Source organism: Micromonospora sp. CB01531, assembly GCF_001905095.1.
Lineage (GTDB): Bacteria > Actinomycetota > Actinomycetes > Mycobacteriales > Micromonosporaceae > Micromonospora.
The window spans coordinates 26,482-48,909 of record NZ_LWLS01000079.1 but is presented as its reverse complement, the minus strand read 5'-3'; the positions used below and the strand labels follow the sequence as shown (position 1 = coordinate 48,909).

The following is a 22,428-nucleotide window of genomic DNA, read 5'->3' as shown; positions in this document are numbered from 1 at the left end:
GATGAGCACGGCGACGCATGGTCTCGGCCGGGCCGACCAGGCCAGCCCGTCCCGCCCGGCGCCCGTACGGCGGGCCGACGCCCGCCGGGCCGGAGTGGGTGCCCGGATCTTCAACGGCTTCTCCCACCTGTTCCTGGTGGTCTGGGCCCTGATGGTGGTCTACCCGCTGGTGTGGGTGGTGATGTCGGCACTCAAGAACGACTCGGAGGTCATCCGCGAGCCGCTCTCGCTGATCCCGAGCAAGCTGCACTGGGACAACTTCGCCCGCGCCTGGACCGAGGGGCACCTCGGGTCGTTCTTCCTCAACACGGTGCTGGTGCTGGCCGGCAGCGTCACGCTGACCATGCTGCTCGGCTCGATGGCCGCCTACGCCCTGGCGCGCTACGAGTTCCGCGGCAACCGGCTGATCTACTACATGTTCCTCTCCGGCCTGACCCTGCCGATCTATCTGGCCGCGGTGCCGCTGTTCAAGGGCGTCTACAACATGGGCATCACCTTCCCGCTGCTCGGCCCGAACAAGCACCTCATGCTGATCGTCGTCTACGTCGCCTGGTCGCTGTCGTTCACGATCTTCTTCATGCACTCGTTCTTCCGGACGCTGCCCGACTCGATCGCCGAGGCGGCCATGGTCGACGGGGCCTCGCACACCCGGACCTTCTTCAGCGTGATGCTGCCGATGGCCAAGCCGGGCCTGATCAGCATCGGCATCTTCAACGTGCTCGGTCAGTGGAACCAGTGGTACCTGCCGACCCTGCTCATGCAGTCGGTGGCCGGCGAACCGAAGCATCAGGTGCTCTCCCAGGGACTGATCGAACTCTCCGTCAACCAGGGCTACAAGTCCGACTGGTCCGGCCTCTTCGCCGGGGTCACCATGGCCATGCTGCCGGTCCTGATCGTGTACATCGTCTTCCAGCGCCAGGTCCAGTCCGGCCTCACCGCCGGCGTCGGCAAGTAGGCCCCCCGCCCCCTCGCCGGGCGTCCCGCCGGGCGAGGGGCAGCTGCACGGAAAGAGTGGCCATTCCGCGTCGGATGGCCACCCTTTCCATGACGGAGCCCCCTCGGGCTGGCGGCGCTCTCCGGCGGCGACCCGCGGCGGTGGGACGCGTCCGGCGGCCATTCATGCGGCGCGCCGCGCCCGGGGCCGAGCGGGATGCGGCGAGTGTCGGAGGGGCGAGGCAGAATCGCGTCCGTGCTGGTGGCGGTGGTGTCGGACGAGCGGGGCGGGGGAGTGCTGCAACCCCTCGACCCCGCCGGCCGACCCGCCGGCCCGGCCGAGCCGGTCGCCGACCTCGCCGCCGCGGTGGCCGCCCGGGAGGCCGCCGACCGCCCCCGCTGGGTCTGGGCCACCGGCGCCCCGCTCTACCCGGCGCTGCTGCGCGCCGGCGTACGGCTGGACCGCTGCCACGACGTCGAGCTCACCGAGGCGCTGCTGCTCGGTTACGCGGGCCGCTGGGGCGAGCCCCGGTCGCTCGCCGCCGCCTGGGCCCGGCTCACCGGCGCGCCGGTGCCGCCCGACCCGGCGCCCCGCCCGGCGGAACCCCCCGGTCACGGCCAGGGCGCACTCTTCGACCCGCCGTCCGGCCCGCCCGGCCCGGGCATCGAGGCGTTGACCCGGGTGTACGCGGACCAGCTCGACCGCATCGCCGCGACCGCGCAGCCCGGCCGGTTCCGGCTGCTGGTCGCCGCCGAGTCGGCCGGTGCGCTGATCGCCGCCGAGATGGGGGCGGCCGGCCTGCCGTGGCGCGCCGACGTGCACGACGCGATCCTCGCCGACCTGCTCGGCGAGGCGTCGCCGGTCGGCGGGCCGCCCCGCCGGCTGGCCGAGCTGGCCGCCCGGATCGCCGACGCGTTCGGCGTCCGCCAGTTGCACGCCGACTCCCCGGCCGAGCTGCTGAAGGCGTTCGCCCGGGCCGGCGTGGAGCTGCCGAACACCCGGGCCTGGGTGCTGCGCGGGGTGGAGCACCCGGCGGTGCCGCTGGTGCTCGAATACAAGGAGCTCTACCGGATCTGGACGGCGCACGGCTGGGCGTGGCGGGACGCCTGGGTCTCCGGCGGCCGGTTTCATCCCGAGTACGTGCCCGGCGGGGTGGTCTCCGGCCGCTGGGCCACCCGGGGCGGCGGCGCGCTGCAGATCCCGAAGGTGATCCGGCGTGCGGTGGTGGCCAACCCGGGCTGGGCGTTCGTGGTGGCCGACGCCGGGCAGCTCGAACCCCGGGTGCTCGCCGCGGTCTCCGGGGACGACCGGCTGGCCGCCGCCGGTGGCGCCGGGGACCTCTACGCCGCCCTGGCCCGGGACGCGTTTGCCGGTGACCGGGCCCGCGCCAAGGTGGCCCTGCTCGGCGCCATGTACGGGCAGACCGGTGGCGCGGCGCTGCCCGCGCTCGCGGTACTCAAGCGCAACTATCCGACGGCGTTCGGGTACGTCGAGGCGGCCGCCCGCACCGGTGAGGCGGGCGGGCTGGTGCGGTCGTGGTTGGGGCGTACCTGCCCGCCTGGGTCGGTGGGCTTCGGCGACGGGGAGGAGGCGGACCCGGACGCCGGGGCGGACCCGCAGGGTCCTCGGGCCCGGGCGGCCCGGTCCCGGGGCCGGTTCACCCGCAACTTCGTCATCCAGGCCACCGCCGCCGAGTGGGCCGCCACGTTGCTGGCCACCCTGCGCACCGCGCTGGCCGGCACCGGGGCCGAGCTGGTGTTCTTCCAGCACGACGAGGTGATGGTGCACTGCCCGGCCGAGCAGGCCGAGACGGTGGCGGCGGCGGTCACCGCCTCGGGCGCCCGGGCCGCCGGGCTGCTCTTCGGAGACACTCCGGTCCGGTTTCCGCTCGACCTGTCCATCGTCGACTGCTACGCCGACGCGGCATAGTCGCACAAATTTCCGTTTTGCCCCGCTACCCGCTCCCGGTGGCGCTCGTTGGTCCGGTGTGCGTACGACGGGACGGACCGGGCGCGGCTGCCCCCGGTCCGTCCCCCTGGTCGAGGGGGCACCGCTGAACCGGATCGCAGGAATGATCATCGCCGCTGGTGGGGGCCGTCGAATCGGCGGACCTGAGGCGTTGCTGCACCAGGGGGAGAAACCCCTGCTGAGCCAGCTGGTCGACACGATGCGCGAGGCGGGCTGCGAGCAGGTCGTGGTCGTGCTGGGCGCGGCGGCCGACCAGGTCCGCGAGACGGCGGACCTGACCGCGGCCACCGTGGTGGTCAACCGGGCCTGGGGGACCGGAGTCGGCTCCTCGATCCGGGCCGGGCTGGCCGCGCTCACCGACGAGGGGATCGAGGCGGTCGTGGTGGTGCCGGTGGACATGCCCGGGCTCACCACCGGCGCGGTCCGCCGGGTGGCCGCCCTGCCGTACCCGGACGTGCTGGTCTGCGCCACCTACGACGGACTGCGCGGCTACCCGATGGTGTTCGGTCGCCGGCACTGGTCCGGGATCGCGACCCTGGCCAGCGCCGACGTCGGGGCCCGGCCGTACCTACTGGCGCACAAGGACCAGATCGTCGACATCTCCTGCGACTCGGTGGCCGACGGCAGCCGGATCGACAGCCCCGAACTGATGGCCCTCTACGGCCTCAGCATCCCGGAACAGCGGGTCGGCGTCTGAGTCGGAGACCGGCCGGTGGAAAGCCGCCCGGCACCCGTTCCGGCAAGCTGCCCGTCCCGGTGGCCGCCAATCCGCCGGTTCTGTCCGACCGGACAGTCAGTGCTCCCCTACCTGCTGTGACCGGGGCCGTTCCGAAGTCGTCGCTCCTGATATACAGGGCCAGCCGACAGGCGCGGCGTCACCACGGGAAGGGGAAAACATGGCGCACGAGCCCACCGATCTCTTCCGCCGGTCGCCGGCCTGGTCCCGCCGTACGGTCCTCGGCGCGGGTCTGGCCGCGGGCACCCTGCCACTGCTGGGTGGCCCGGTCGAGGCGGCAGACCCGGGTCCACAGTGGGTGACACCGGCCGGGGCGACCCCGGACCTGATCGACCCCGCCGCCGAGCTGAGCCCACCCCTGCCGGGCGACATGATCGGCAGGTCGCCCCGCGCGAAGGCCGCCGACCTACGCAAGCTGGCCCCGACCCGCCGGTCGTCCGAGCCAGGCGATGGGCGGACGCTCGCCGCGACCGCGGCCCTCCCGTTCCAGTTCCGGTACGACGACTTCGAGATCCGGGAGCTGCCGGTCGAGCTGCGGCCGTACTACCGCAGCACCACGATGCCGCTGGTCGACACCGGGACGCACGACGCGCAGGGCGTGCGGATGATCCTCACCGGAGGCAAGCTGCACGATTTCCCGGTCGGCCAGGCGCAGTACGGCCTGGCACTGTTGGAGAGCCACCGGCTCACCGGCACGGTGGAGTATCTGAACCGGGCGATCAAGCAGGCGCAGCGGCTCGCGGACCGGCGGGTGCTGCGCGAGGGGGCCTGGTTCTTCCCGCATGACTTCGACTACATGCTGCACGCCACCTACGACCTGTTCCGGCCGCCGTGGTACTCGATGATGGCGCAGGGGCAGGCGCTCAGCCTCTTCACCCGACTGTACGAGGTGACCGGCAACTCCTCCTGGCGCACCGCCGCCGACGCCACCTTCGCCTCGTTCCTGCTGCCGCCGGTCGCCGGGAAGCCCTGGGGGATCCACGTCCAGGACGGGCTGCTCTGGCTCGACGAGTACCCGCACCCGCTCCAGGTGCGGGGCGACCGCACCTACAACGGGCACATGTTCTCCGCGTACGGGCTGTGGGACTACTGGATCCTGACCCGGAATTCAAACGCCAAGCTGCTGCTCCAGGGTGCCCTGACCACCGCCCGTGACGCATACGCGGCCATTCGCACCCGGGGCTGGCGCAGCAAGTACTGCCTGCTCCACGGCAAGGACTCGAACCTGTACCACACGACGCACAGCATCCAGCACGCGCAGCTCTTCGCCATCACCGGCGACGAGTACTTCGCCCGCATCGCCGACCTGTTCTACTCGGACTTCCCGCCACACTCGGTACGCGCCAAAGTGCGCCTGATGGCCGGTACGCACACCGGCTACCGGTTCTCCAGCACCGGCACCGTCCTGGCCAGCCGGACCCTCAAGCTCAGCCGCGCCAGCAACGCGCCCTGCGTGCAGCGGCAGAAGATCCGGAACCGAACCGGCATCTGGTATCTGATCAACGCGGGCAGCTTCTCCGGCTACCACGTGCTGGAGACCCGGGGAGCGCGGTACGCGGTCGGATCCAACGCCGCCATGTCGTACCTCGTGCCCCGGGCGGCCACGGTCGTCCCCGCGTCGCTCACGGCCTACACCATCGACCCGAACGGAATGATGGCATCAGTCGTCACCGACCACCATGCCGGTGAGCCGGTCAGCTACGACATGCGGGCGGTGCTCAACGGCGTGGAGCACCTCCGGTTGGCCTCGGGCCCGTACGCGGGACGTTGGGTCGCCTTCTCCGCCCTCAAGCAGGGCTAACTCCGAGGCCAGCGCAGCGCAAACAGGGCGGCGGCGTTGCCCCAGCAGACAGCCCGCAGCCAGTCGTCCCCGAGGTCGAGCCGTTCCAGCCCGGCGAGCTGCTCCGCGTACGGGTAGGGGATGTTCGGGAAGTCGGTGCCCAGCAGCACCTTCCCGGCCAGCCCCAGCTCACGCAGCCGGGGCAGGTCCGCCGCCGGGAACGGCTCGAAGCGGTCGAAGAACGAGGTGAACGCCATGGTGGTGTCCAGGCACACCCGCTCATACCGCTCCGCGAGATCCAGGAAGGCGGCGTAGTCCGGCGCACCCAGGTGCGCCACGATCGCGGCCAGCCGGGGATGCCGGGCGAGCACCGCCGCGAACGGTTCCGGTCCGGTGTGGGCGGTGCCGACCGGCGCGTGCCCGGCGTGCACCACCACCGGCACCCCGGCCTCGGCCAGCAACCCCCATACGGGATCGAGCGCCGGGTCCGTGGGCCGGAACGCACCCACCTGGATGTGCACCTTGAACACCCGCGCTCCGGCATGCAGCGCCTCCGCGACGTAGCGGACCGCGCCGGGTTCCGGGAAGACGGTGGCCGAGGGGAGGCAGCCGGGGGTGCGGGCGGCGAAGGCGAGCGTCCACCGGTTCAGCGACTCCGCCATCCCGGGCCGGTGCGGGTACGCCAGCGCGGTGAACGCCCGGACGCCGAGCCGGCGCAGGTGGGCCACCCGCTCGGTGTCGCTCCACCGGTACCGGATCGGCCACTCGGTGCCGACCAGCGGGCCGGCCGCGTCGAAGTACGCCCACACCTTCCGCAGCAGCCGGGGCGGCAGGAAGTGGGTGTGCACGTCGGCGAGCCCGGGCAGGCCCAGCCGCCGCCAGAACGCCGGCACCGCGGCGTCCTCGGCCGGCGGGCGGGCGTGGTCCGCCGGCCCGGCCGCCGCCGGCGACGCGGCGGCCGGCCCGTCGAATGAGGTCACACCTGGATGTTGAACCGTTGCAGCACCGACGGGGCGACCAGCCCCACCGCGGCGAGCACCGCGAGGATGGTCATCGCCGCCCGCAGCACGATGGTCTCGGCCTTGCTCCCGGTCCGCAGCGCGATGCTGTTGGGCAGGCCGATCATCGTCCACATCCGCCGCTTGATCGGGATCGGCCAGAGGATCGGCACCCCGGCCCGGGTGATCATGTCGCCGAGGATATGCACGAAGCAGCCCACGCCGACCGCCGTGCCGATGAGCGGATAGCCCCGGTCGCCGGGGAGGTTGGCGAAGGTGAACCAGGCGGCCCCGGCCGACACGAGGGTGACGATCACCCAGCCGGCCCGCTCGGCCCACCCGTCGAAGAGGCCGCGCAGCGCCAGCCCGATCATGAAGAAGAGGATGCTGACCACCGCCCACTTGCCGTAGTGGGCGCAGAGTGCGGTGGTGCCCCAGCCGACCAGCACAGTGAACGGGATGGTGTGGGTCAACGTCCGGTGCCCGTTGTTGCGCTTCGGATCCTTGCTGAGCTTCGTGGCGTAGTAGACGCCCAGCGAGAGCTTCTCCACCACCTCGGCGATGAACAGGCTGACCACGCCGAAGGTGCGGGCCACGGTGGCGCCGCCCTGGTTGCGGGTCACCTTGCCGGAGAGGTCGAGGTCGGGGAAGAGCGCTCCGCCCGCGCAGACCGCCGTGCCCACCGCGAGCGCCAGCGGTGTCTGGTGGTAGTCGGCGAACTGGTCCAGCGCCCAGGAGCCGGTCAGCCACACCGCCGCGCCGGACAGCGCGTGGGACGGTCCCATCATCTCGGTTCGCCCTTCCCCAGAGGTCTTGATCGACAAAACTACGTCACTGTAGTTAAGGCGCCGGGTGGAGGGGCATCACCCGGACGGTCCACTGAGGAGAGGGGCGGGACCGGCCCGGCGGACCAGTCGGATCACCAGGCAGTATGCCGCCGCGTGCCGGGCGGATCTGTCGGCGATGCGACGCGCGTCAGCTCGCGGCCTCGGCCAGCAGATTTCCGTCCGGGATGGTGATGGCGGCTCGACCGCCGGTCAGCAGCGCGGCCGCCCGGCTGGCCCGGAACGTGTCGTGCTCGCGGCGGGCTGCGGCGTAGCTGCCGGCGGTCCGGGCGGCGACGGTGGCCCAGCCGTACCGCTCGGCGACCATGGTGCGGGCGCGGCGGGCCACCCGGCGGGCGAAGACCTCGTCGCCGAGGAGCCGGTCGACGGCGCCGGCCAGGGCGTCCGGGTCGCTGTGCGGGAAGGTGAGCCCGGTGATGCCGGGCTCGACGATCTCGGCGAGTCCGCCGGTGTGCGCCACCGCGAGCGGTGCTCCGGCGGCGGCCGCCTCCAGGGCGACCATGCCGAACGGCTCGTAGAGGCTCGGGACGACGGTGGCGTCGGTGGCGGCGAGCACCGCGGGCAGTTGGGTGGTGTCCATGAAGCCGGCGAACCGGACGGTCTCCCCGAGGTGCAGTTGTCGCGCCTGGTCGACCAGCTCCTCCCGGTACGGCCCGTCGCCGGCGATCACCACGCGCAGCCCCGGGTGCCGGTCCCGCAGGTACGGCACCGCGTGCATCAGGTGCTGCACGCCCTTCTCGTAGACCAGTCGGCCCGCGTACCCGACCAGGGGACCGGTGTCGGCGAAGCGGGCGCGGGCGGAGGCGACCGCCCGGGGGCGGGCCCGCCAGGCGCGGTCGTCGACCCCGTTGGGCACCACGTCGATCGACCCGATCGGCACGTCGAACAGCCGCGTCACCTGGTCGCGCATGTAGCCGGAGCAGGCGATCACTCGGGCCGAGGCGTTGCTCAGCCAGTGCTCGACGCCGTGGATGGTGCGGTTCATCTCCTCGGGCAGCCAGCCCTGGTGCCGGCCGGCCTCGGTGGCGTGGATCGTGGTGACCAGGGGTAGGTCGAGGTGCTCGGCCAGGGTGACCGCGGTGTGCGCGACCAGCCAGTCGTGGGCGTGGATGACGTCGTACCCGCCGGACTCGGCGGCGCGCAGCGCGGCCCGGGTGAGGGTGTGGTTGAACGCCATGGTCCAGGCCAGCAGCGAGTCGGTGGCGAGTGGGAACCGGACCGGGTCCTCGGCCGCTCGCAGGATCCGCACCCCGTCGGCGTACTCCTCCAGGGGTGCGCCCTCGGCGTGCCGGGTGACGACGGTGACGTCGTGTCCGGCGGCGGCCAGCGCGACGGAGAGGGCGTGCACGTGGCGGCCGAGTCCACCGACCAGCACGGGCGGGTATTCCCAGGAGAGCATCAGCACCCGCAGGTGCCGGGCGGGCTGGAGGTCGATCACTTCGGCGTCAGCGGACATGCGGCCCCCTTGAGTTGTGTCTCCCGCGCCACGCCACGGCCGCCCACCGCACCGGGGGCCCGCCGTCCGCGCCCGGGGTCGCAGCCCATCCTGCCGAGCGGTCGATAACCGGCGGAGACGCGCTGATTGCCGGGATGTAACGCGTGGTCAGCGCCGGCGGACGCGGAGCAACTCGGCGACCGACCAGGCCTGGAACGGGCAGCCGGTGGCGGTGTGCGGCGGGTCGCCGTCGGCGGTCTCGCTCACCGAGCCCAGGCCGAACTCCGTCAGATGCCCGTCAAGCCCCACGAACAGGTCGTCGGTGGGCAGGCCCGCCCGGCGGTACGCGTCGGCGAACGGCCCGATCAGCCACGGCCAGACGGTCCCCTGGTGGTAGGCGGCGTCCCGCTCCGCCGGCCCGCCCCGGTGCCGGCCCATGTAGCCGGGGGAGTCGGGGGCGAGGCTGCGCGGGCCGAGCGGGGTGAGCAGCGCCTCGGCGATGCGGCGCAGCGCCGCCGGGTCCGGTTCGAGGGGGGCGTACGGCAGCGACCAGGCGAGCAGTTGGTTGGGGCGGAGCAGGTCGTCGTCGTGGTGCGCCGCCCCACCGAGGGGGTACGCCGGGGCGGGCGCGTCCACCGCGTCGTGCAGCCAGCCCACCGGCGCGGGGAACCGCGCCCGGAACGCGGCCGACGCCCGGGTGTGCAGTCCCCACAGCGCGCTGGCGTCCCGCCCGACCAGCTCGGTCAGCTCGGCGACCCCGGCCAGTCCGTTGACCCAGAGCGCGTTGACCTCCACCGGCTTGCCGGTACGCGGCGTCACCGGCACTCCGTGCACCCGGGCATCCATCCAGGTCAGCGCGGTGCCGGGAGTGCCGCCCTGGGTGATCAGTCCGTCCGTCGGGTCGGCGCGGATGCCGTAGCGGGTGCCGGCCAGGTGTGCCTGCACCACCTCGTGCAGCGCGGGCAGCAGCTCGTCGCCGAGGTCGGTGTCGCCGGTGACGGTGACGTGCCGGGTCACCGCGTGCAGGAACCACAGCGTCGCGTCGACCGTGTTGTACTCCACCCGCCCCGTGTCGGCGGTGTTGGACAGCATCCCCTCCGACAGCGTCGCCGCGTACGCGCGCAGCAGCGCCCGCCCCTCGTCCGCCCGGTTGGTGGCCAGGAACAGGCCCTCGTAGGAGGTCATGGTGTCCCGTGACCAGGCGCCGAACCACGGGTAGCCGGCCACCACGTCGGGCCCGGTGCTGGTGCTGACCACGAACGCGTCGGCCGCCAGGGCCAGGGTCGCCGCCACCGGGTCGTCCGGTTTCGCCGTGGCCACCACCGCCCGGTTGCGCCGTCGCGCCGCCTCGACCAGCGTGGTCGCCGGCGGCGGCTCCTCGGCTAGGTCGTCCGCCCAGGCCAGCACTGGGACGGTGTCGCCGGGGGCGTCCAGGGTGCCGGAGAAGCGGCCCGCGTACCAGAGGTCCTCGTCCGGGTTGAGGCCGCGGGCCGCCTCCTCCCGGTGGCGTATGCCGAGCCACCACTGCCCCTCGGGCGCCCAGTCCGGCCCGGCCAGCCGGAAGGCGCGCTCGACCACCGCCCCGCCGGCCGCCGGCTCCAGCCGTGGGGTCGGCCCGTCCGCCCGGCGCTCCCCGTGCGCGTCCCGCCAGGTGCAGGCCGCCGCCAGGTCCAGCCGCACCGGGCCGCCGGAGACCAGCCGGTGCACCACCGCCACGCAGGGCCGGCCGTAGGCCATGGCGATCTCCCGCTCGATCACCACGTCGCCGATCCGCCACCGCCAGCGCGGCACCCCGTCGACCAGGTCGAACCGCTCGAGCAGTTCGTAGCCGCGCGGGTCGACCACCCCGGAGGACCACTCGTGGGCGCCCAGCCGGACCCGCTGCCCGGAGGGGAGGGTCACCACCGGGTCCAGGCTGACCAGGCCCACCTTCCGGGAGGCGGGGGTTTCCCCGGCCACCACGAGCAGTCCGTGGTAGCGGCGGGTGCGCAGGCCGCTGACCGTACCCATGGCGTAGCCGCCCCGGCCGTCGGTGACCAGCCACTCCCGGGCCGACCCGGCGGCGAGGTCGCCGCAGACCTGCGGGCCGAAGCGAATCTCGATCAACTTTCCTCCACCGGCGGCGAGGTGCTACACGCCACGACGACAATGGCCGCTGTGGTGAAGTACCCAGGCGGCGTCGAAGATGTGCAAATGCTCACCGACGGCCCGACCTCCGCGACCCCCGACCCCGAGCGGCACCGGCTCGCCCAGGCCGACGCCGGGGCGCAGGATTGGCGCGCATGGGGTCCCTATCTGTCCGAGCGGGCGTGGGGGACGGTTCGGGAGGACTACAGCGAACACGGCACGGCGTGGGACTACTTCCCCCACGATCATGCGCGCTCCCGAGCCTACCGGTGGAACGAGGACGGGATGGCGGGCGTCTGCGACGACCGGCAGACCTTCTGCTTCGCGTTGGCGCTGTGGAACGGCCGCGACCCGATCCTCAAGGAGCGGATGTTTGGCCTGGGCGGCGACGGCGGCAACCACGGGGAGGACGTCAAGGAGTACTGGTGGTACGAGGACTCCACCCCCACCCACTCCTGGATGCGCTGGCGCTATCACTACCCGCAGGCCGCCTTCCCGTATGACGAGCTGGTCGCGGTGAACGCGCTGCGCGGCCGGGACGACACCGAGTACGAGCTGGTCGACACGGGGATCTTCGACGAGGACCGGTACTGGGCGGTGACCGTCGACTACGCCAAGGCATCTCCGACCGACATGTGCGTCCTGGTGACGATCGCCAACCGGGGGGATCGGGACGACACCCTGCACGTGCTGCCCACCCTGTGGTTCCGCAACACCTGGGGGTGGGGACTTCCCGGTGGCGACCGGGTGCCGCGGATGGTCGGCTTCGAAGCCGGGGCGGGGCCGGGCCCGGCGGCCGGGGCCCGGCTGGTCGGTGAGCACTGGGTGCTCGGGCAGATCCTGCTGGAGGGCGACGGCGCGCCCGTCCCGCTGCTCTGCGACAACGACACCAACGCCGAGCGGCTCTGGGGGCTGCCCGGGCGGTCGCCGTACCCGAAGGACGGGATCAACGACCACGTGGTGGCCGGCGCGGCCACCGTCAACCCGGACCGGGAGGGCACCAAGGGCGCCCTGCACTACGTGCTCGACGTGCCGGCCGGTGGGCAGCGGCAGATCCGGTTGCGGCTGACCCGGACCGCCCCGCCGCCGGCGAGCCCGCCGCCGCCCCCGGCGGATCTCGGGAACGACTTCGATAGCGTGGTGTGGGCGCGGCGCGCCGAGGCCAACCGCTTCTTCGCCGGGGTCATTCCCGTCGCGGCGACCGCTGACGAGGCGCTGGTGGCGCGGCAGGCCATCGCGGGGCTGATGTGGGGTAAGCAGTTCTACCACTTCGACGTGAAACGGTGGCTGGAGGGCGATCCGGGCTCCGCGCCACCCCCGGCCGGGCGTCGGCACGGGCGCAACAGCGCCTGGTGGCACATGAACAGCTTCGACGTGATCTCCATGCCCGATCCGTGGGAGTACCCCTGGTACGCGGCCTGGGACCTGGCCTTTCACTGCGTCACCATCGCCCGGGTCGACCCCGGCTTCGCCAAGGAGCAACTGCTGCTCCTGCTCCGCGAGTGGTACCTGCACCCCAACGGGCAGATCCCGGCGTACGAGTGGGCGTTCGGGGACGTGAACCCGCCGGTGCACGCCTGGGCGGCGCTGAAGGTCTTCGAGATCGACGGCTCCCGGGACCACGAGTTCCTCGCCCGGGTGATGCACAAGCTGCTGCTCAACTTCACGTGGTGGGTCAACCGCAAGGACACCGGCGGCAACAACGTGTTCGAGGGCGGCTTCCTCGGGTTGGACAACGTCGGCCCGTTCGACCGGTCGGCCGCGCTGCCGGTGGCCGGGGTCCTCGAACAGTCCGACGGCACCGGCTGGATGGCCATGTACGCGCTCAACCTGCTCGACATGGCCATCGTGCTGGCCGAGCACGACCGGGCGTACGTGGACACCGCGACCAAGTTCTTCGAGCACTTCGCGTACATCGCGGCGGCGGCGTACCAGCAGGGGCTCTGGGACGACGAGGACGCCTTCTTCTACGACGTGCTGCGGCTGGCCGACGGCAGTCAGGTGCCGCTGAAGGTCCGCTCGGTGGTGGGGTTGCTGCCGCTCGCGGCGGTCACCCGGCTCACCGCGCGTACCCTGCGCCGGCTGCCCGAGCTGGGTGCCCGGCTGCGCTGGTTCCTCACCAACCGTCCCGAGTTCGCCGACGTGGTCGGCGCCCGCCGGCTCGGCCCCGATGGGCGGCAGCAGCGGCTGCTGTCCATGGTCGGTCCCGACCAGATGGTCCGGCTGCTCGCCCGGATGCTGGACACCGACGAGTTCCTCTCCGACTACGGCCTGCGGACGCTGTCGCGCGCCCACCTGGACAAGCCGTTCACCGTCACCCTCGGCGGGCAGGAGTTCAGCGTCGGTTACGAGCCGGCCGAGTCGACCAGCGGCCTGTTCGGCGGCAACTCCAACTGGCGTGGCCCGATCTGGATGCCGACCAATTTCCTGCTGGTCAGCGCGCTGCGCGACTACGCCGCCTTCTTCGGCGACGACCTGCAGGTGGAGTACCCGACCCGCTCCGGGCAGAAGCGGACCCTGGACGAAATCGCCGATGATCTCTCCGCCCGGCTGATCGCGCTGTTCACCCGGGACGGCTGGGGTCGGCGGCCGATCTACGGCGCCTGCCAGCTCTTCCAGACCCACCCCGACTGGCGGGACCTGATCGCCTTCCCGGAGTACTTCCACGGCGACAACGGCGCCGGGCTCGGGGCGTGGCACCAGACCGGATGGACCGCGCTGGTCGCCGACCTGATCCTCACCCTGCGCCGCTGACGCGCCGCCGCGGTCGGAAACCCGGATGTCGCGGCTGTCCTCGCGCAGTAGCGTGTCCCGGTCCGGTCAGGGGAAGGGGTACGCGATGCGACAGCGCCGGGAGGCCAAGGTGCTCGTCTTCGACGCCGACGACACGCTCTGGGAGAACAACGTCCTCTTCGAGCGGGTGATCGACGACTTCCTCGCCTGGCTGGACCACCCGACGCTGGACCGGGCGGAGATCCGGGCCGTCCTCGACGACATCGAGCGGGCGAACGCCGTCGCGCACGGCTACGGCAGCAAGGTCTTCCTGCACAGCCTGGGCGAGTGCCTGGAGAAGCTGCGCGAGCGCCCGGCGACGGAGCGGGAGCGCGCCGAGATCGAGGGGCTCGCGGCGGCGCTGGTGGGTCACCAGGTGGAGCTGATGCCCGGCGTGGCGGAGACCCTGGACGACCTGGCCACCCGGCACGAGCTGCTGCTGCTCACCAAGGGGGAGCGGGAGGAGCAGCAGCGCAAGCTCGACGCCTCCGGGCTGCTGCACCACTTCCGGGCCGCGCACATCGTGCGGGAGAAGGACGCGGACACCTATCGCTGGTTGGCCCGCGAGCACGGCTTCGACCCGGCCGGCGCGTGGATGATCGGCAACTCCCCGCGCTCGGACATCCTGCCCGCTCGGGCCGCCGGCATGAACGCGGTCTTCATCCCGAACGAGAACACCTGGGTGCTGGAGCACGACGAGCTCGACCCGGGCGACCATGGGGTGATCCGGTTGGCCGCTTTCCCCGACCTGCGCCAGCACTTCTGATCGGCGGGTAACGTCCCGCCTGTGCCGTTGACCTTTCCCTCGCATCTGGCGCCCGTGCTGCCGCTGAAGCTGTGGCGACCGCGCTGGTTCGACGGGGTCGCCCTGGCCACCGGCGCCGTCGCGCCGGACGTCGGCTACCTGTTCACCGGCACCCGGTTCGAGCTCGGTCAGCGTACGCACACCCTCGGCGGGCTGCTGTGGTGGTGCCTGCCGGTCGCGCTCGCGTACGCCTGGATCGTCCGCCGGGTGATCGCCGGCATCGCGGTGCACCTGCCCGGCGAGCGTCTCTTCGCCTGGCGGGATTACGCCGCGCTGGGCGGGGTCCGGCATCCCTGGCAGGTCACCGTCTGCTCGGCGCTGATCGGTGCGTTCAGCCACGTCGGCTGGGACCGGGTGACCCACAGTGACCGCTGGCCGCGGCTGCTGGGCATCGCGGACTTCCACGCCCTGACCGGGCTCTACTGGTGGCAGTTCTCCGATGTGCTCGGCACGGTGGCGGGCGCCGTCGTCGTGGTCGCTCTGGCGGTGCGGGTCGCCCGCCGGCAGGAGATCTTCGACGGCGTACGACCACCCGCGCCGCCGGCCCGGCCCGGCCGGTTCTGGGCGGTCGCGCTGCCGGTGGCCGCGCTCGGGGCGTTGCTGCTGCCCGGCCTGCCCGCGGCCGCCGTACCGGCGCCGGCCGGGGTGCGGCTGCTGCACCTGGGGGCGCTCGCGTTGATCGCCGGAGCCGCCGCGGCCGGCGGCCTACGTCCGGTCCCGCCGCCCGCGACGCACGACGGACACCTCGTGGACAAACAGCGCCAGCCCAGCTGACCCTGTTACACGAACATGCCGTATTTCGACATTGGCATCAATCACATTCTGCCGGCGCTGGGGAAGCTTGTTCGCCCTGCGAGAAGGTGCCTAACCTGAGCCCGCGTTCACGACTCTTCGGGGTGAGCCGGGGACGCACCGAAGTCCGGTAGTTGGGCACCGTGGAGCTGAGTGCAGGCGGGCCGGCTCGCCGTGTTGAGCCCGGCGTGGGCGCGTGCCACGCCCGCCGCGCTCGCAACGGCGAATTCCGCTACCACGCCGGACGGCTGGAGGTCAGGACCGGGGAGTTGCGGACCCGGTCCTGACCCACCCCGGCGTCTCCCGCTCGTCTCCCGTCTCCGGCGCCCCACTGGCAGATTGTGCGAAAAGTCGCGCTTCGCGGGACTGTGCGGATAAGCGCGAAGTGCGATGATCCCCCGAATGAAGCGGAGATCTCTGTTCATCGGTGCGGCAGCGGCCGGCCTGGCGGCGCCCGTCCTCGCCTCCGGCCCGACCCCCGCAGCGGCCCGACCCAGGGGCGCCACGGCCACCAGTGACACCGTCCTGCCCGGTCCCAAGCGCAAGTGGCCGGTCGCCCCGGACAACAAGGCCGCCCGCCTGACCACCCTGCCGCCGACAACACAGCAGGTCATCATCGTCACGGGGAACAGCTACACCACCACCTATGCCACGTTGGAGACGTTCCAGCGGATCCGCGGCGTCTGGACCCCGATCTCCGCGCCGCTGGCCGCCCGGATCGGCAGCAACGGCTTCAGCGACAACCACCTCGAGGGCGTCCCCAACACGCCGACCGGCGTCTACTCCATCGGCCCGACGATGTACGGCATCGCGGCCAACCCGGGCGTCAGCTACCCCTACCACCGGCTGGTGACCAACGACTGGTGGAACGAGAACCCGGATTCGCCGGCCTACAACAGCTTCCAGCACACGGCCACCAACCCCGGCGGCTACAGCGAGGCCCTCTGGCGGGAAACGCCGGCCTACACGCACTTCGCCGTGATCACGTACAACATGGCCCCGAACGTCGCCACACCGGTGCCCGGCGCCGGCAGCGGGATCTTCCTGCACGAGTTCAGCCGGACACCGTCCGGCCCCACCGCCGGCTGCGTCAGCCTCTCACACGGCGACCTGGTGAGTGTGCTCACCTGGTTGAAGCCCGAACTCATGCCCCGCATCGTGCTCTGCCCCGCGCAGAACCTCAGCCGCTACTGAACCAGGCCCCACGGACGGCTACGCTGACCGTCCGCCGCAGAGCCGTCGGCCGCACCCCGGCCGGGGGCTCTGCGGCACCGGCCGGCGGCGCTGCGGCACCTCGGCCCACCAACGACCCTGGGACCAGCCACCTCATGGACACGATCAGCACCGGCCAGCCCTCCGGCGGCGAGGCGACCACCACCTGCTACCGGCACCCCAAGCGGGAGACGCTGCTGAGCTGCACCCGCTGCGACCGCCCCATCTGCCCCGGCTGCCTGCGCGAGGCGCCGGTGGGGCACCGCTGCCCGGAGTGCGTACGCGACGAGAACCGCACCGTCCGCCAGGCCCGCACGGTCTTCGGTGGCCGGGTGGCCGCCCGACCCGTGGTGACGTACGTGCTCATCGGCCTCAACGTGCTGGCCTACCTGGCCGAGCTGGTCCGCCCGGCGATCCTTGACCAGTTCGACAGCCTGGGCACCGGGCTGGTCGACGACGCCGGCCAGCGGTACGTCGACGACGGCGGCGCCTACGACGGATACCAGCTGATCGGCATCGCACACGGTGAGTGGTACCGCCTGATCACCTCCGCCTTCCTGCACCAGCTGCCCACCCAGGGCATCCTCGGCATCCTGCACATCCTGTTCAACATGTACTGGCTCTGGGTGCTCGGCCGGGTCATCGAGGAGCGGCTGGGCGCCGTGCGCTTCCTCGCCGTCTACCTGCTCGCCGCGCTCGGCGGATCGGTCCTGGGCTTCCTGGTCTCCCCGCACCAGGCCGCCATCGGCGCCTCCGGCGCGGTGTACGGGCTGGCCGGCTGCTACTTCGTCCTGACCCGGCGGCTGCACCACCACCCGATCGACCCCAACCGGGTGATCATCCCGTTCCTGATCTGGATGGTGGTCTCCGCCGGCTGGACCTCCTGGGAGGGGCACCTTGGTGGCCTCCTGGCCGGCGGGGTCGCCGCCGTCGGGCTGGCGTACGCGCCGGCGAAGCGGCGAACCATCGTGCAGGTGTCGGTGATTGTCGGGCTCGCCGTGCTGCTCGTCGCGCTGGTCGTCATCAAGTCGCTCGCCCTCACCACCTGACCGCAGCTCGGGCTGAGGTCAGGGCGATCGGCTCTGGTGGGACACCGCCGGACGGAGTGACACTGAGCCATGAGACTTCAGCGCGTACCACTGCTTGCCAGTGTGGTCGTGCTGCTCGCGGCGGCCTGCTCGACGACCGACCACGACGGCGCGGCCCCGCCGACCTCGACGGCCCCCGCGCCCAGCGCGACCGCCGGCACCACGCCGGCCACGACGGCCCCCGCCACCGCCGCGCCATCCGCAGCCGGGGATTGGCGGGTGACGTACGGGTGGGCGGTGCCCTCCGCGCCGGCCCGGGTGGCACACACCGTCAAGGTGCCGATCACCCCCGCGCCGGGAGAGCCGCTGCCCGTGCTGGTGCAGATCCAGGTCGGTGACCACCCGGCCGAAGGGTTCAGCCGGATCAGCTTCGCCTTCCGCGGCCCCACGCCGTCCTACCAGGTCGGATACGTCGCACAGGTGGAGTCCGACGGCAGCGGCACACCGGTGAGTCTGCCCGGCGACGCCTTCCTCACCGTGCGCTTCGACCCGGCCCAGGCACATGACCGTAGTGGCCGGAGCACGGTGCACGCGCCGCCGCCGGCCATCGGCTACCCGACGCTGCGCGGCTGGGCGGCCGCCGGAGACTTCGAGGGGCACCTGAGCTTCGGCCTCGGAGTCCGGACCTCGGGCGAGCCGCTGCCGGTGCGACTGGGCGAGTCGACCCGGCCCGACGGCACCCACGTCGTCTCCGTGGACGTGCGGCGCGGCTGACCGCGGTGGCCGGCACCGCCCGCGCGGGCCGGCGGGCGGCCCGGTCGGATGACGGGTGCCTCAGGCCGCGCCGCGGACGATGGCCACGGCCACCCGGCAGAACTCGTCCATGTCGGGCTGGAAGCCGGCGGCGATGTCCGGGTGCAGGCCGGCGCGGGTCTCGTCGAGCAGCCGGCGGCACACCTCCTCGACGGGTTCGCCCGCGTAGCCGGCGCGGACCCGCTCGGTGGCCGCCTGCAGGGCCGAGGTCAGCTGATCCTCCAGCGGGCCACGCAGCTTCTGCTGCACCGGGTCGAGCCCGCTCGGGTCGAGCGTGACGTGTGGCTCCGACATGCTGCTCCCTTCGTCGGCGTCCGCGGTACCCGGCCGCGGCCGTCGGTCAAACCACCGCAGGTACGGCGGCCACCCGGACCTGGTACGAGAAGTCCTCGGCCGGCTCCTCCGCGTACGACAGCCGGCGGATCTGCCGGTCGTCGGCGTAGAGGGCCACGTCGACCAGCACCCCGAGGTGGGCCAGGCCGATGTTCGCCACCCGCTTCTTGTCCTGCAGCACCGCGCAGACCCCACCCAACAGCGTGCTGGCGTCAGAGGTGCGGTGCCCGGGCGGGCAGCGCAGGGTCAGGTCCACCTCGATCGGGCCGGCGAGCGGGGTCCAACCGGTGTGCTGGGCCGCCTCGCAGGCGGCCTGGAGCAGGGCGCGGACTCTCGCCGCCTGCCGGTGCCCGGCGGCGAAGATGGACAGGGCCTCGGTCTTGACCGGGGGCAGGCCGCTCACCTCGAACGTCAAGGCGAGAGCGCGGGTGGTGTCCTGCACGACGGACCTCCTCGGTTGGGACGATCCTGCCCAACCGGTGGTGCCGCAGAGGCGAGTTCGCGCGAGAACCAACCGAAAGGGCGGGCTGGGGTCGGCCGGAGGCGTATCGACGTCGACGGCGAACGCGCTGGCTGCGGAGCTACGAGAACGCTAGCCGACCGGGCGGACCCTGGGTAGCCTCGCCGTTCACTGGTTGGGACGCGAGGGGAAGGCGCAGAACTCGTTTCCCTCCGGGTCCGCCAGGACCCACCAGCGGGTGGTGTCGGTGGGTTCGCGCAGCAGGGTGGCGCCGGCCGCGATCAGCGCAGTGGGGACCGGGCCGGTCAGGTCGACGTCCCAGTGCATTCGGTTCTTCACCGTCTTGCGCTCGGGCACCGGGTCGAAGACCCAGTGGTCCCAGGGGAAGCCGGCCGCACCCACCACCGAGGCGGCGCCCTCCTCGGTGGTGGCCACCCGGCCGCCGACCACCCCGGCCCACCAACCGGCCTGGGCCGCCGGGTCGGCGCTGTCGACCACCAGTTCGAAGACGCCGGGCCGGGTGCCCTCGCGCGGCGGGAAGGCACAGAACTGGTTGCCCTCCGGGTCGGCCAGCACCCACCAGTTGATCTCGGCGTCCGGCTCGCGGACCAGCCGCGCGCTGGCGGCCAGCAGCGCCGCCGGCTCCGGCTCGGCGAGCCGCAGGTCCAGGTGGACCCGGGTCTTGCCGGTACGCGGCTCGGGCACCGTGTTGACCCAGATCGACTCGGCCTTGGTGGCGGTTGCCCGGGGATCGATCCGGGTGTCGCCGTCGCCGGTGTCGACCAGGTCCGCGTCGAGGTTGGCGGCCCAGAAGGCACCGAGCCGGTGGGCGTCCGCGGCGTCGATGCAGAGGTCCTTGAAGCGCGCGATCATGCTCCCACTATGCCGCCCGGCCCGGACAGCGGCTGGCCCGCGGTGCGCGTCTCGCGACTGTCAGGTTTCGTAACGGGGCAGGTCGGGGCAATGTTGGGGGGCACGAAACGTCCGGGGCCCGGGTGGCTCCGCCGCTCGCCCGCCCCGACCGTCTCGCGTGCGCCGGGGCACGGGTGACTTCCCCGCCCTTCGTCGAAGAGAGGGGGAGGGCGATAACGACAGACCCCGGCGACGTCGCGGATGGGCGGCGGCGCTGGCGTTGGTGGCCCCCGTTGGCGGCCTGCGGGTCCGGCGGTGACGGGCGGTACGCCGTTGATCAACATGTGATCGCCAGGAATCCCGGCTGTCCAAGGCCGGGGAGGAATAGCGATTCAGTGGGGATGTTTCTGCCGGTCGATGTACTCCTCGACCACAGCCAAGGGCGCGCCGCCGCAGGACGCGGCGAAATACGACGGTGACCACAGATGGCCGTGCATGAGGTGTCGGTTGATTCGTTCGGTGAAGTCCTTGCGCAGGTAGTGAGCGGACACGCCTTTGAGGGAGTTGACCAGCGTGGAGATCGCCAGCTTCGGCGGGTAGCGCACGAGCAGGTGCACGTGCTCGTCCTCGCCGTTGAACTCGGCCAGCTCGGCTCCCAACCCAGCACACACGTCGGTAATGATCTGCTCGCACCGCGTGAGCATCGCGCCGTTAAGTGCATTCCGGCGGTATCTGCGCAGCTCCTCGACCACACCGAGCGCGGTCCGGGTGACGAAGACCAGATGCGCGTGCAGGTCATGAACGACGCTACGTCCGCGTCGGACGTCGGGGTCTAGGGTCCATCGTGGTGACATAGACCAGACCGTATACTGTGGACGTGAAAATCGTCGTACAGGTGCGGTTGTTCCCTGACGCCAGCCAGGAGGCGGCGTTGCGGGACACGCTGATCCTGTGCAACGAGGCCGCAAGCGTCGTCGCCGGCGAGGCATATCGGGCGCGGGTGTTCCGCAAGCAGGCGTTGCAGCGGCTCACCTACGGACGGCTGAAAGGCATGGGATTGTCGGCTCAGCCGGCGATCCACGTCGCCCGCAAGGTCGCCGGCGCGTACGCCACCCTGGCGGCCAACATCCGTGCCGGTAACCTCGGCAAAGCGGGGTCGAAGCGCCGCCGCAAGGCCGAGGGGAAGCCGATCGTGTTCCGGCGGGACGCCGCGCAGCCGTTCGACGACCGTTGCCTGTCCTGGCAGATGCGCTCCCGCACGGTCTCGATCTGGACGACGGCGGGTCGACAGAGCGGCATCCGATTCGGCTGTTCCGAGCAGCAGTTCGCGGTGCTGTCCGCCCACCGCAGGGGCGAGTCTGACCTGGTGTGCCGTGACGGCAAGTGGTTTCTGTACGCCACCTGCGACATCCCTGATGTGGAGGTGAAGGAGCCTGACGGGTTCCTTGGCGTCGATCTGGGAATCGCAAATATTGCCGCCACCAACGACGGCACCCGGCACAGCGGCAAGGGTTTGAATCGGGTGCGTCACCGTAATCAGCGGTTGCGGGCCAAGCTTCAGCGTATCGGCACCAAGTCGGCCAAGCGGTTGTTGAAGGCCCGCCGGCGTAAGGAGGCCCGGTTCGCGGCTGACACCAACCATCGCATTGCCAAGCAGATCGTGACCGAGGCCGAACGCACCGGCCGCGGGATTGCCCTGGAGAACCTCACGGGCATCCGCGACCGGGTACGGCTCCGACGGCCCCAGCGGGTCACTCTGCACTCGTGGGCGTTCCACCAACTCGGCCAGTTCATCTCCTACAAAGCCGCCCGGGCCGGTCTGGCCCTCGTCCACGTGGACCCGGCGTACACCTCGCAGGGCTGCTCTATCTGCGGGTACATCGCCAAAGCCAACCGGCCCAACCAATCCACCTTCCGATGCACGTCGTGCGGCTTCGCTGAGCACGCCGACGTGAACGCAGCCCGCAACATCGCCATACGCGGTGCTGCGGACTGGGCAGCCGTCAGCCTGCCGAACGCGGCGTGACCGATGCAGCCAGCATCGAGCACGATCTGCAACCTCAGCCCTGCAAGGCCGAGAAGCTGACGCAGATCCCTTGGGAAGGCGAAGCTGGATGGCGCCACCCAGGGGCAGACGGCTGTCGTTCTTCACTGGCACCTCGCAGTTCGGGGACCCCACCGAGGTGATCTGCGCCGCCGTCGTGGTGATCGGGGCCAACGCGCCGCGGGAACCGATCCTCGGCATCCGGCCCGAGCACTTCGAGGACGCCGAACTGGTTGACGAGCAGACCCGCTGCCGGGGCATGGAGTTCGAGGTGCCGGTGGAGATCGTCGAGTCGATGGGTTCGGACAAGTACGTTTAACTGACCGTCGAGGGGGAGCGGGCCAGCGCCGCCTAGATGGAGGAGTTGGCCGCCGACGCGGGCTCGTCCGACTTCACCGGAACCGGGTCGAGCCTGGTCACCCGGTTGTCGGCCGAGTCGCCGCCGGTGCGCAAGGGCGAGAACCGGCGGGTCTGGTTCAACCTGGAGAAGATCC

21 protein-coding genes are annotated in these 22,428 nt (G+C 72.0%); 12 read left to right on the top strand and 9 right to left on the bottom strand.

Annotated elements, in window-relative coordinates:
* The first annotated feature begins 1 nt into the window (after position 1).
* The 4 genes from A6A27_RS23000 to A6A27_RS22985 all read left to right on the top strand — a co-directional run bounded on the left by A6A27_RS23000 (position 2) and on the right by A6A27_RS22985 (position 5,439).
* Positions 2-955 carry a carbohydrate ABC transporter permease gene (locus tag A6A27_RS23000; protein ID WP_073836722.1) on the top strand — a complete coding sequence of 318 codons (954 nt, stop codon included), beginning with the start codon at positions 2-4 and terminating at the stop codon, positions 953-955.
* A 195-nt stretch (positions 956-1,150) separates the two neighbouring features.
* The gene (locus tag A6A27_RS22995) at positions 1,151-2,863 is read left to right on the top strand and encodes a bifunctional 3'-5' exonuclease/DNA polymerase (protein ID WP_083672784.1); all 1,713 of its coding nucleotides are present in this window, start codon (positions 1,151-1,153) and stop codon (positions 2,861-2,863) included.
* Between the two features lie 142 nt (positions 2,864-3,005).
* The gene (locus A6A27_RS22990; protein WP_073836720.1) at positions 3,006-3,599 is read left to right on the top strand and encodes a nucleotidyltransferase family protein; all 594 of its coding nucleotides are present in this window, start codon (positions 3,006-3,008) and stop codon (positions 3,597-3,599) included.
* 199 nt (positions 3,600-3,798) lie between these two features.
* Positions 3,799-5,439 (top strand): D-glucuronyl C5-epimerase family protein, encoded by a 1,641-nt coding sequence (locus A6A27_RS22985; RefSeq protein ID WP_073836719.1) that lies wholly within the window; start codon positions 3,799-3,801, stop codon positions 5,437-5,439.
* Here the strand turns inward: A6A27_RS22985 and A6A27_RS22980 are convergent.
* The 4 genes from A6A27_RS22980 to A6A27_RS22965 form a co-directional block, all read right to left on the bottom strand.
* Entirely contained in the window at positions 5,436-6,311 is an 876-nt protein-coding gene (locus A6A27_RS22980; protein ID WP_073836742.1) for an amidohydrolase family protein, read from the bottom strand. The two genes, A6A27_RS22985 and A6A27_RS22980, sit on opposite strands and share 4 nt — an antisense overlap.
* Before the next feature lie 83 nt (positions 6,312-6,394).
* Positions 6,395-7,204: a metal-dependent hydrolase gene (locus A6A27_RS22975; protein WP_073836718.1), complete on the bottom strand. Its 810-nt coding sequence runs from the start codon at positions 7,202-7,204 to the stop codon at positions 6,395-6,397.
* A gap of 187 nt (positions 7,205-7,391) precedes the next feature.
* Complete coding sequence (locus A6A27_RS22970; RefSeq protein ID WP_073836717.1) at positions 7,392-8,717, bottom strand: glycosyltransferase family 4 protein; 1,326 nt, start codon at positions 8,715-8,717, stop codon at positions 7,392-7,394.
* Positions 8,718-8,864: 147 nt separating this feature from the next.
* The gene (locus tag A6A27_RS22965; protein WP_073836716.1) at positions 8,865-10,802 is read right to left on the bottom strand and encodes an amylo-alpha-1,6-glucosidase; all 1,938 of its coding nucleotides are present in this window, start codon (positions 10,800-10,802) and stop codon (positions 8,865-8,867) included.
* A 42-nt stretch (positions 10,803-10,844) separates the two neighbouring features.
* Between A6A27_RS22965 and A6A27_RS22960 the strand changes: the two genes are divergently transcribed.
* The 6 genes from A6A27_RS22960 (at position 10,845) to A6A27_RS22935 (ending at position 18,206) form a co-directional block, all read left to right on the top strand.
* On the top strand, positions 10,845-13,577 hold the full coding sequence (locus A6A27_RS22960) for an MGH1-like glycoside hydrolase domain-containing protein (protein WP_073836715.1): 2,733 nt from the start codon (positions 10,845-10,847) through the stop codon (positions 13,575-13,577).
* 85 nt (positions 13,578-13,662) lie between these two features.
* Positions 13,663-14,361, top strand: a complete 699-nt coding sequence (locus A6A27_RS22955; protein ID WP_073836714.1) for an HAD family hydrolase — start codon at positions 13,663-13,665, stop codon at positions 14,359-14,361.
* A gap of 21 nt (positions 14,362-14,382) precedes the next feature.
* Positions 14,383-15,174 (top strand): DUF4184 family protein, encoded by a 792-nt coding sequence (locus tag A6A27_RS22950; protein WP_073836713.1) that lies wholly within the window; start codon positions 14,383-14,385, stop codon positions 15,172-15,174.
* Positions 15,175-15,594: 420 nt separating this feature from the next.
* On the top strand, positions 15,595-16,386 hold the full coding sequence (locus A6A27_RS22945) for a L,D-transpeptidase family protein (RefSeq protein ID WP_073836712.1): 792 nt from the start codon (positions 15,595-15,597) through the stop codon (positions 16,384-16,386).
* Positions 16,387-16,520: 134 nt separating this feature from the next.
* Complete coding sequence (locus tag A6A27_RS22940) at positions 16,521-17,453, top strand: rhomboid family intramembrane serine protease (protein WP_073836711.1); 933 nt, start codon at positions 16,521-16,523, stop codon at positions 17,451-17,453.
* Positions 17,454-17,522: 69 nt separating this feature from the next.
* Entirely contained in the window at positions 17,523-18,206 is a 684-nt protein-coding gene (locus tag A6A27_RS22935) for an AMIN-like domain-containing (lipo)protein (RefSeq protein WP_073836710.1), read from the top strand.
* Positions 18,207-18,266: 60 nt separating this feature from the next.
* On the opposite strand, the gene A6A27_RS22930 is transcribed toward A6A27_RS22935, so the two are convergent.
* The 4 genes from A6A27_RS22930 to tnpA all read right to left on the bottom strand — a co-directional run bounded on the left by A6A27_RS22930 (position 18,267) and on the right by tnpA (position 20,744).
* The gene (locus tag A6A27_RS22930) at positions 18,267-18,539 is read right to left on the bottom strand and encodes a hypothetical protein (RefSeq protein WP_073836709.1); all 273 of its coding nucleotides are present in this window, start codon (positions 18,537-18,539) and stop codon (positions 18,267-18,269) included.
* A 46-nt stretch (positions 18,540-18,585) separates the two neighbouring features.
* Positions 18,586-19,020 carry a hypothetical protein gene (locus A6A27_RS22925; protein ID WP_073836708.1) on the bottom strand — a complete coding sequence of 145 codons (435 nt, stop codon included), beginning with the start codon at positions 19,018-19,020 and terminating at the stop codon, positions 18,586-18,588.
* Between the two features lie 186 nt (positions 19,021-19,206).
* Positions 19,207-19,911, bottom strand: coding sequence for a VOC family protein (locus A6A27_RS22920; RefSeq protein ID WP_073836707.1), 705 nt, complete (start codon positions 19,909-19,911; stop codon positions 19,207-19,209).
* A 371-nt stretch (positions 19,912-20,282) separates the two neighbouring features.
* A complete protein-coding gene (gene tnpA, locus A6A27_RS22915; protein ID WP_073836706.1) occupies positions 20,283-20,744 on the bottom strand; it encodes an IS200/IS605 family transposase in 462 nt (153 codons plus the stop codon).
* A gap of 17 nt (positions 20,745-20,761) precedes the next feature.
* Between tnpA and A6A27_RS22910 the strand changes: the two genes are divergently transcribed.
* Together A6A27_RS22910 and A6A27_RS46145 are read left to right on the top strand one after the other, a co-directional pair.
* Complete coding sequence (locus tag A6A27_RS22910; protein ID WP_198940412.1) at positions 20,762-21,916, top strand: RNA-guided endonuclease InsQ/TnpB family protein; 1,155 nt, start codon at positions 20,762-20,764, stop codon at positions 21,914-21,916.
* An 88-nt stretch (positions 21,917-22,004) separates the two neighbouring features.
* The gene (locus A6A27_RS46145; RefSeq protein ID WP_241825406.1) at positions 22,005-22,253 is read left to right on the top strand and encodes a hypothetical protein; all 249 of its coding nucleotides are present in this window, start codon (positions 22,005-22,007) and stop codon (positions 22,251-22,253) included.
* Between the two features lie 32 nt (positions 22,254-22,285).
* Here the strand turns inward: A6A27_RS46145 and A6A27_RS46860 are convergent, their stop codons facing one another.
* Positions 22,286-22,414, bottom strand: a complete 129-nt coding sequence (locus tag A6A27_RS46860; RefSeq protein ID WP_274534577.1) for a hypothetical protein — start codon at positions 22,412-22,414, stop codon at positions 22,286-22,288.
* Between the last annotated feature and the right edge of the window lie 14 nt (positions 22,415-22,428).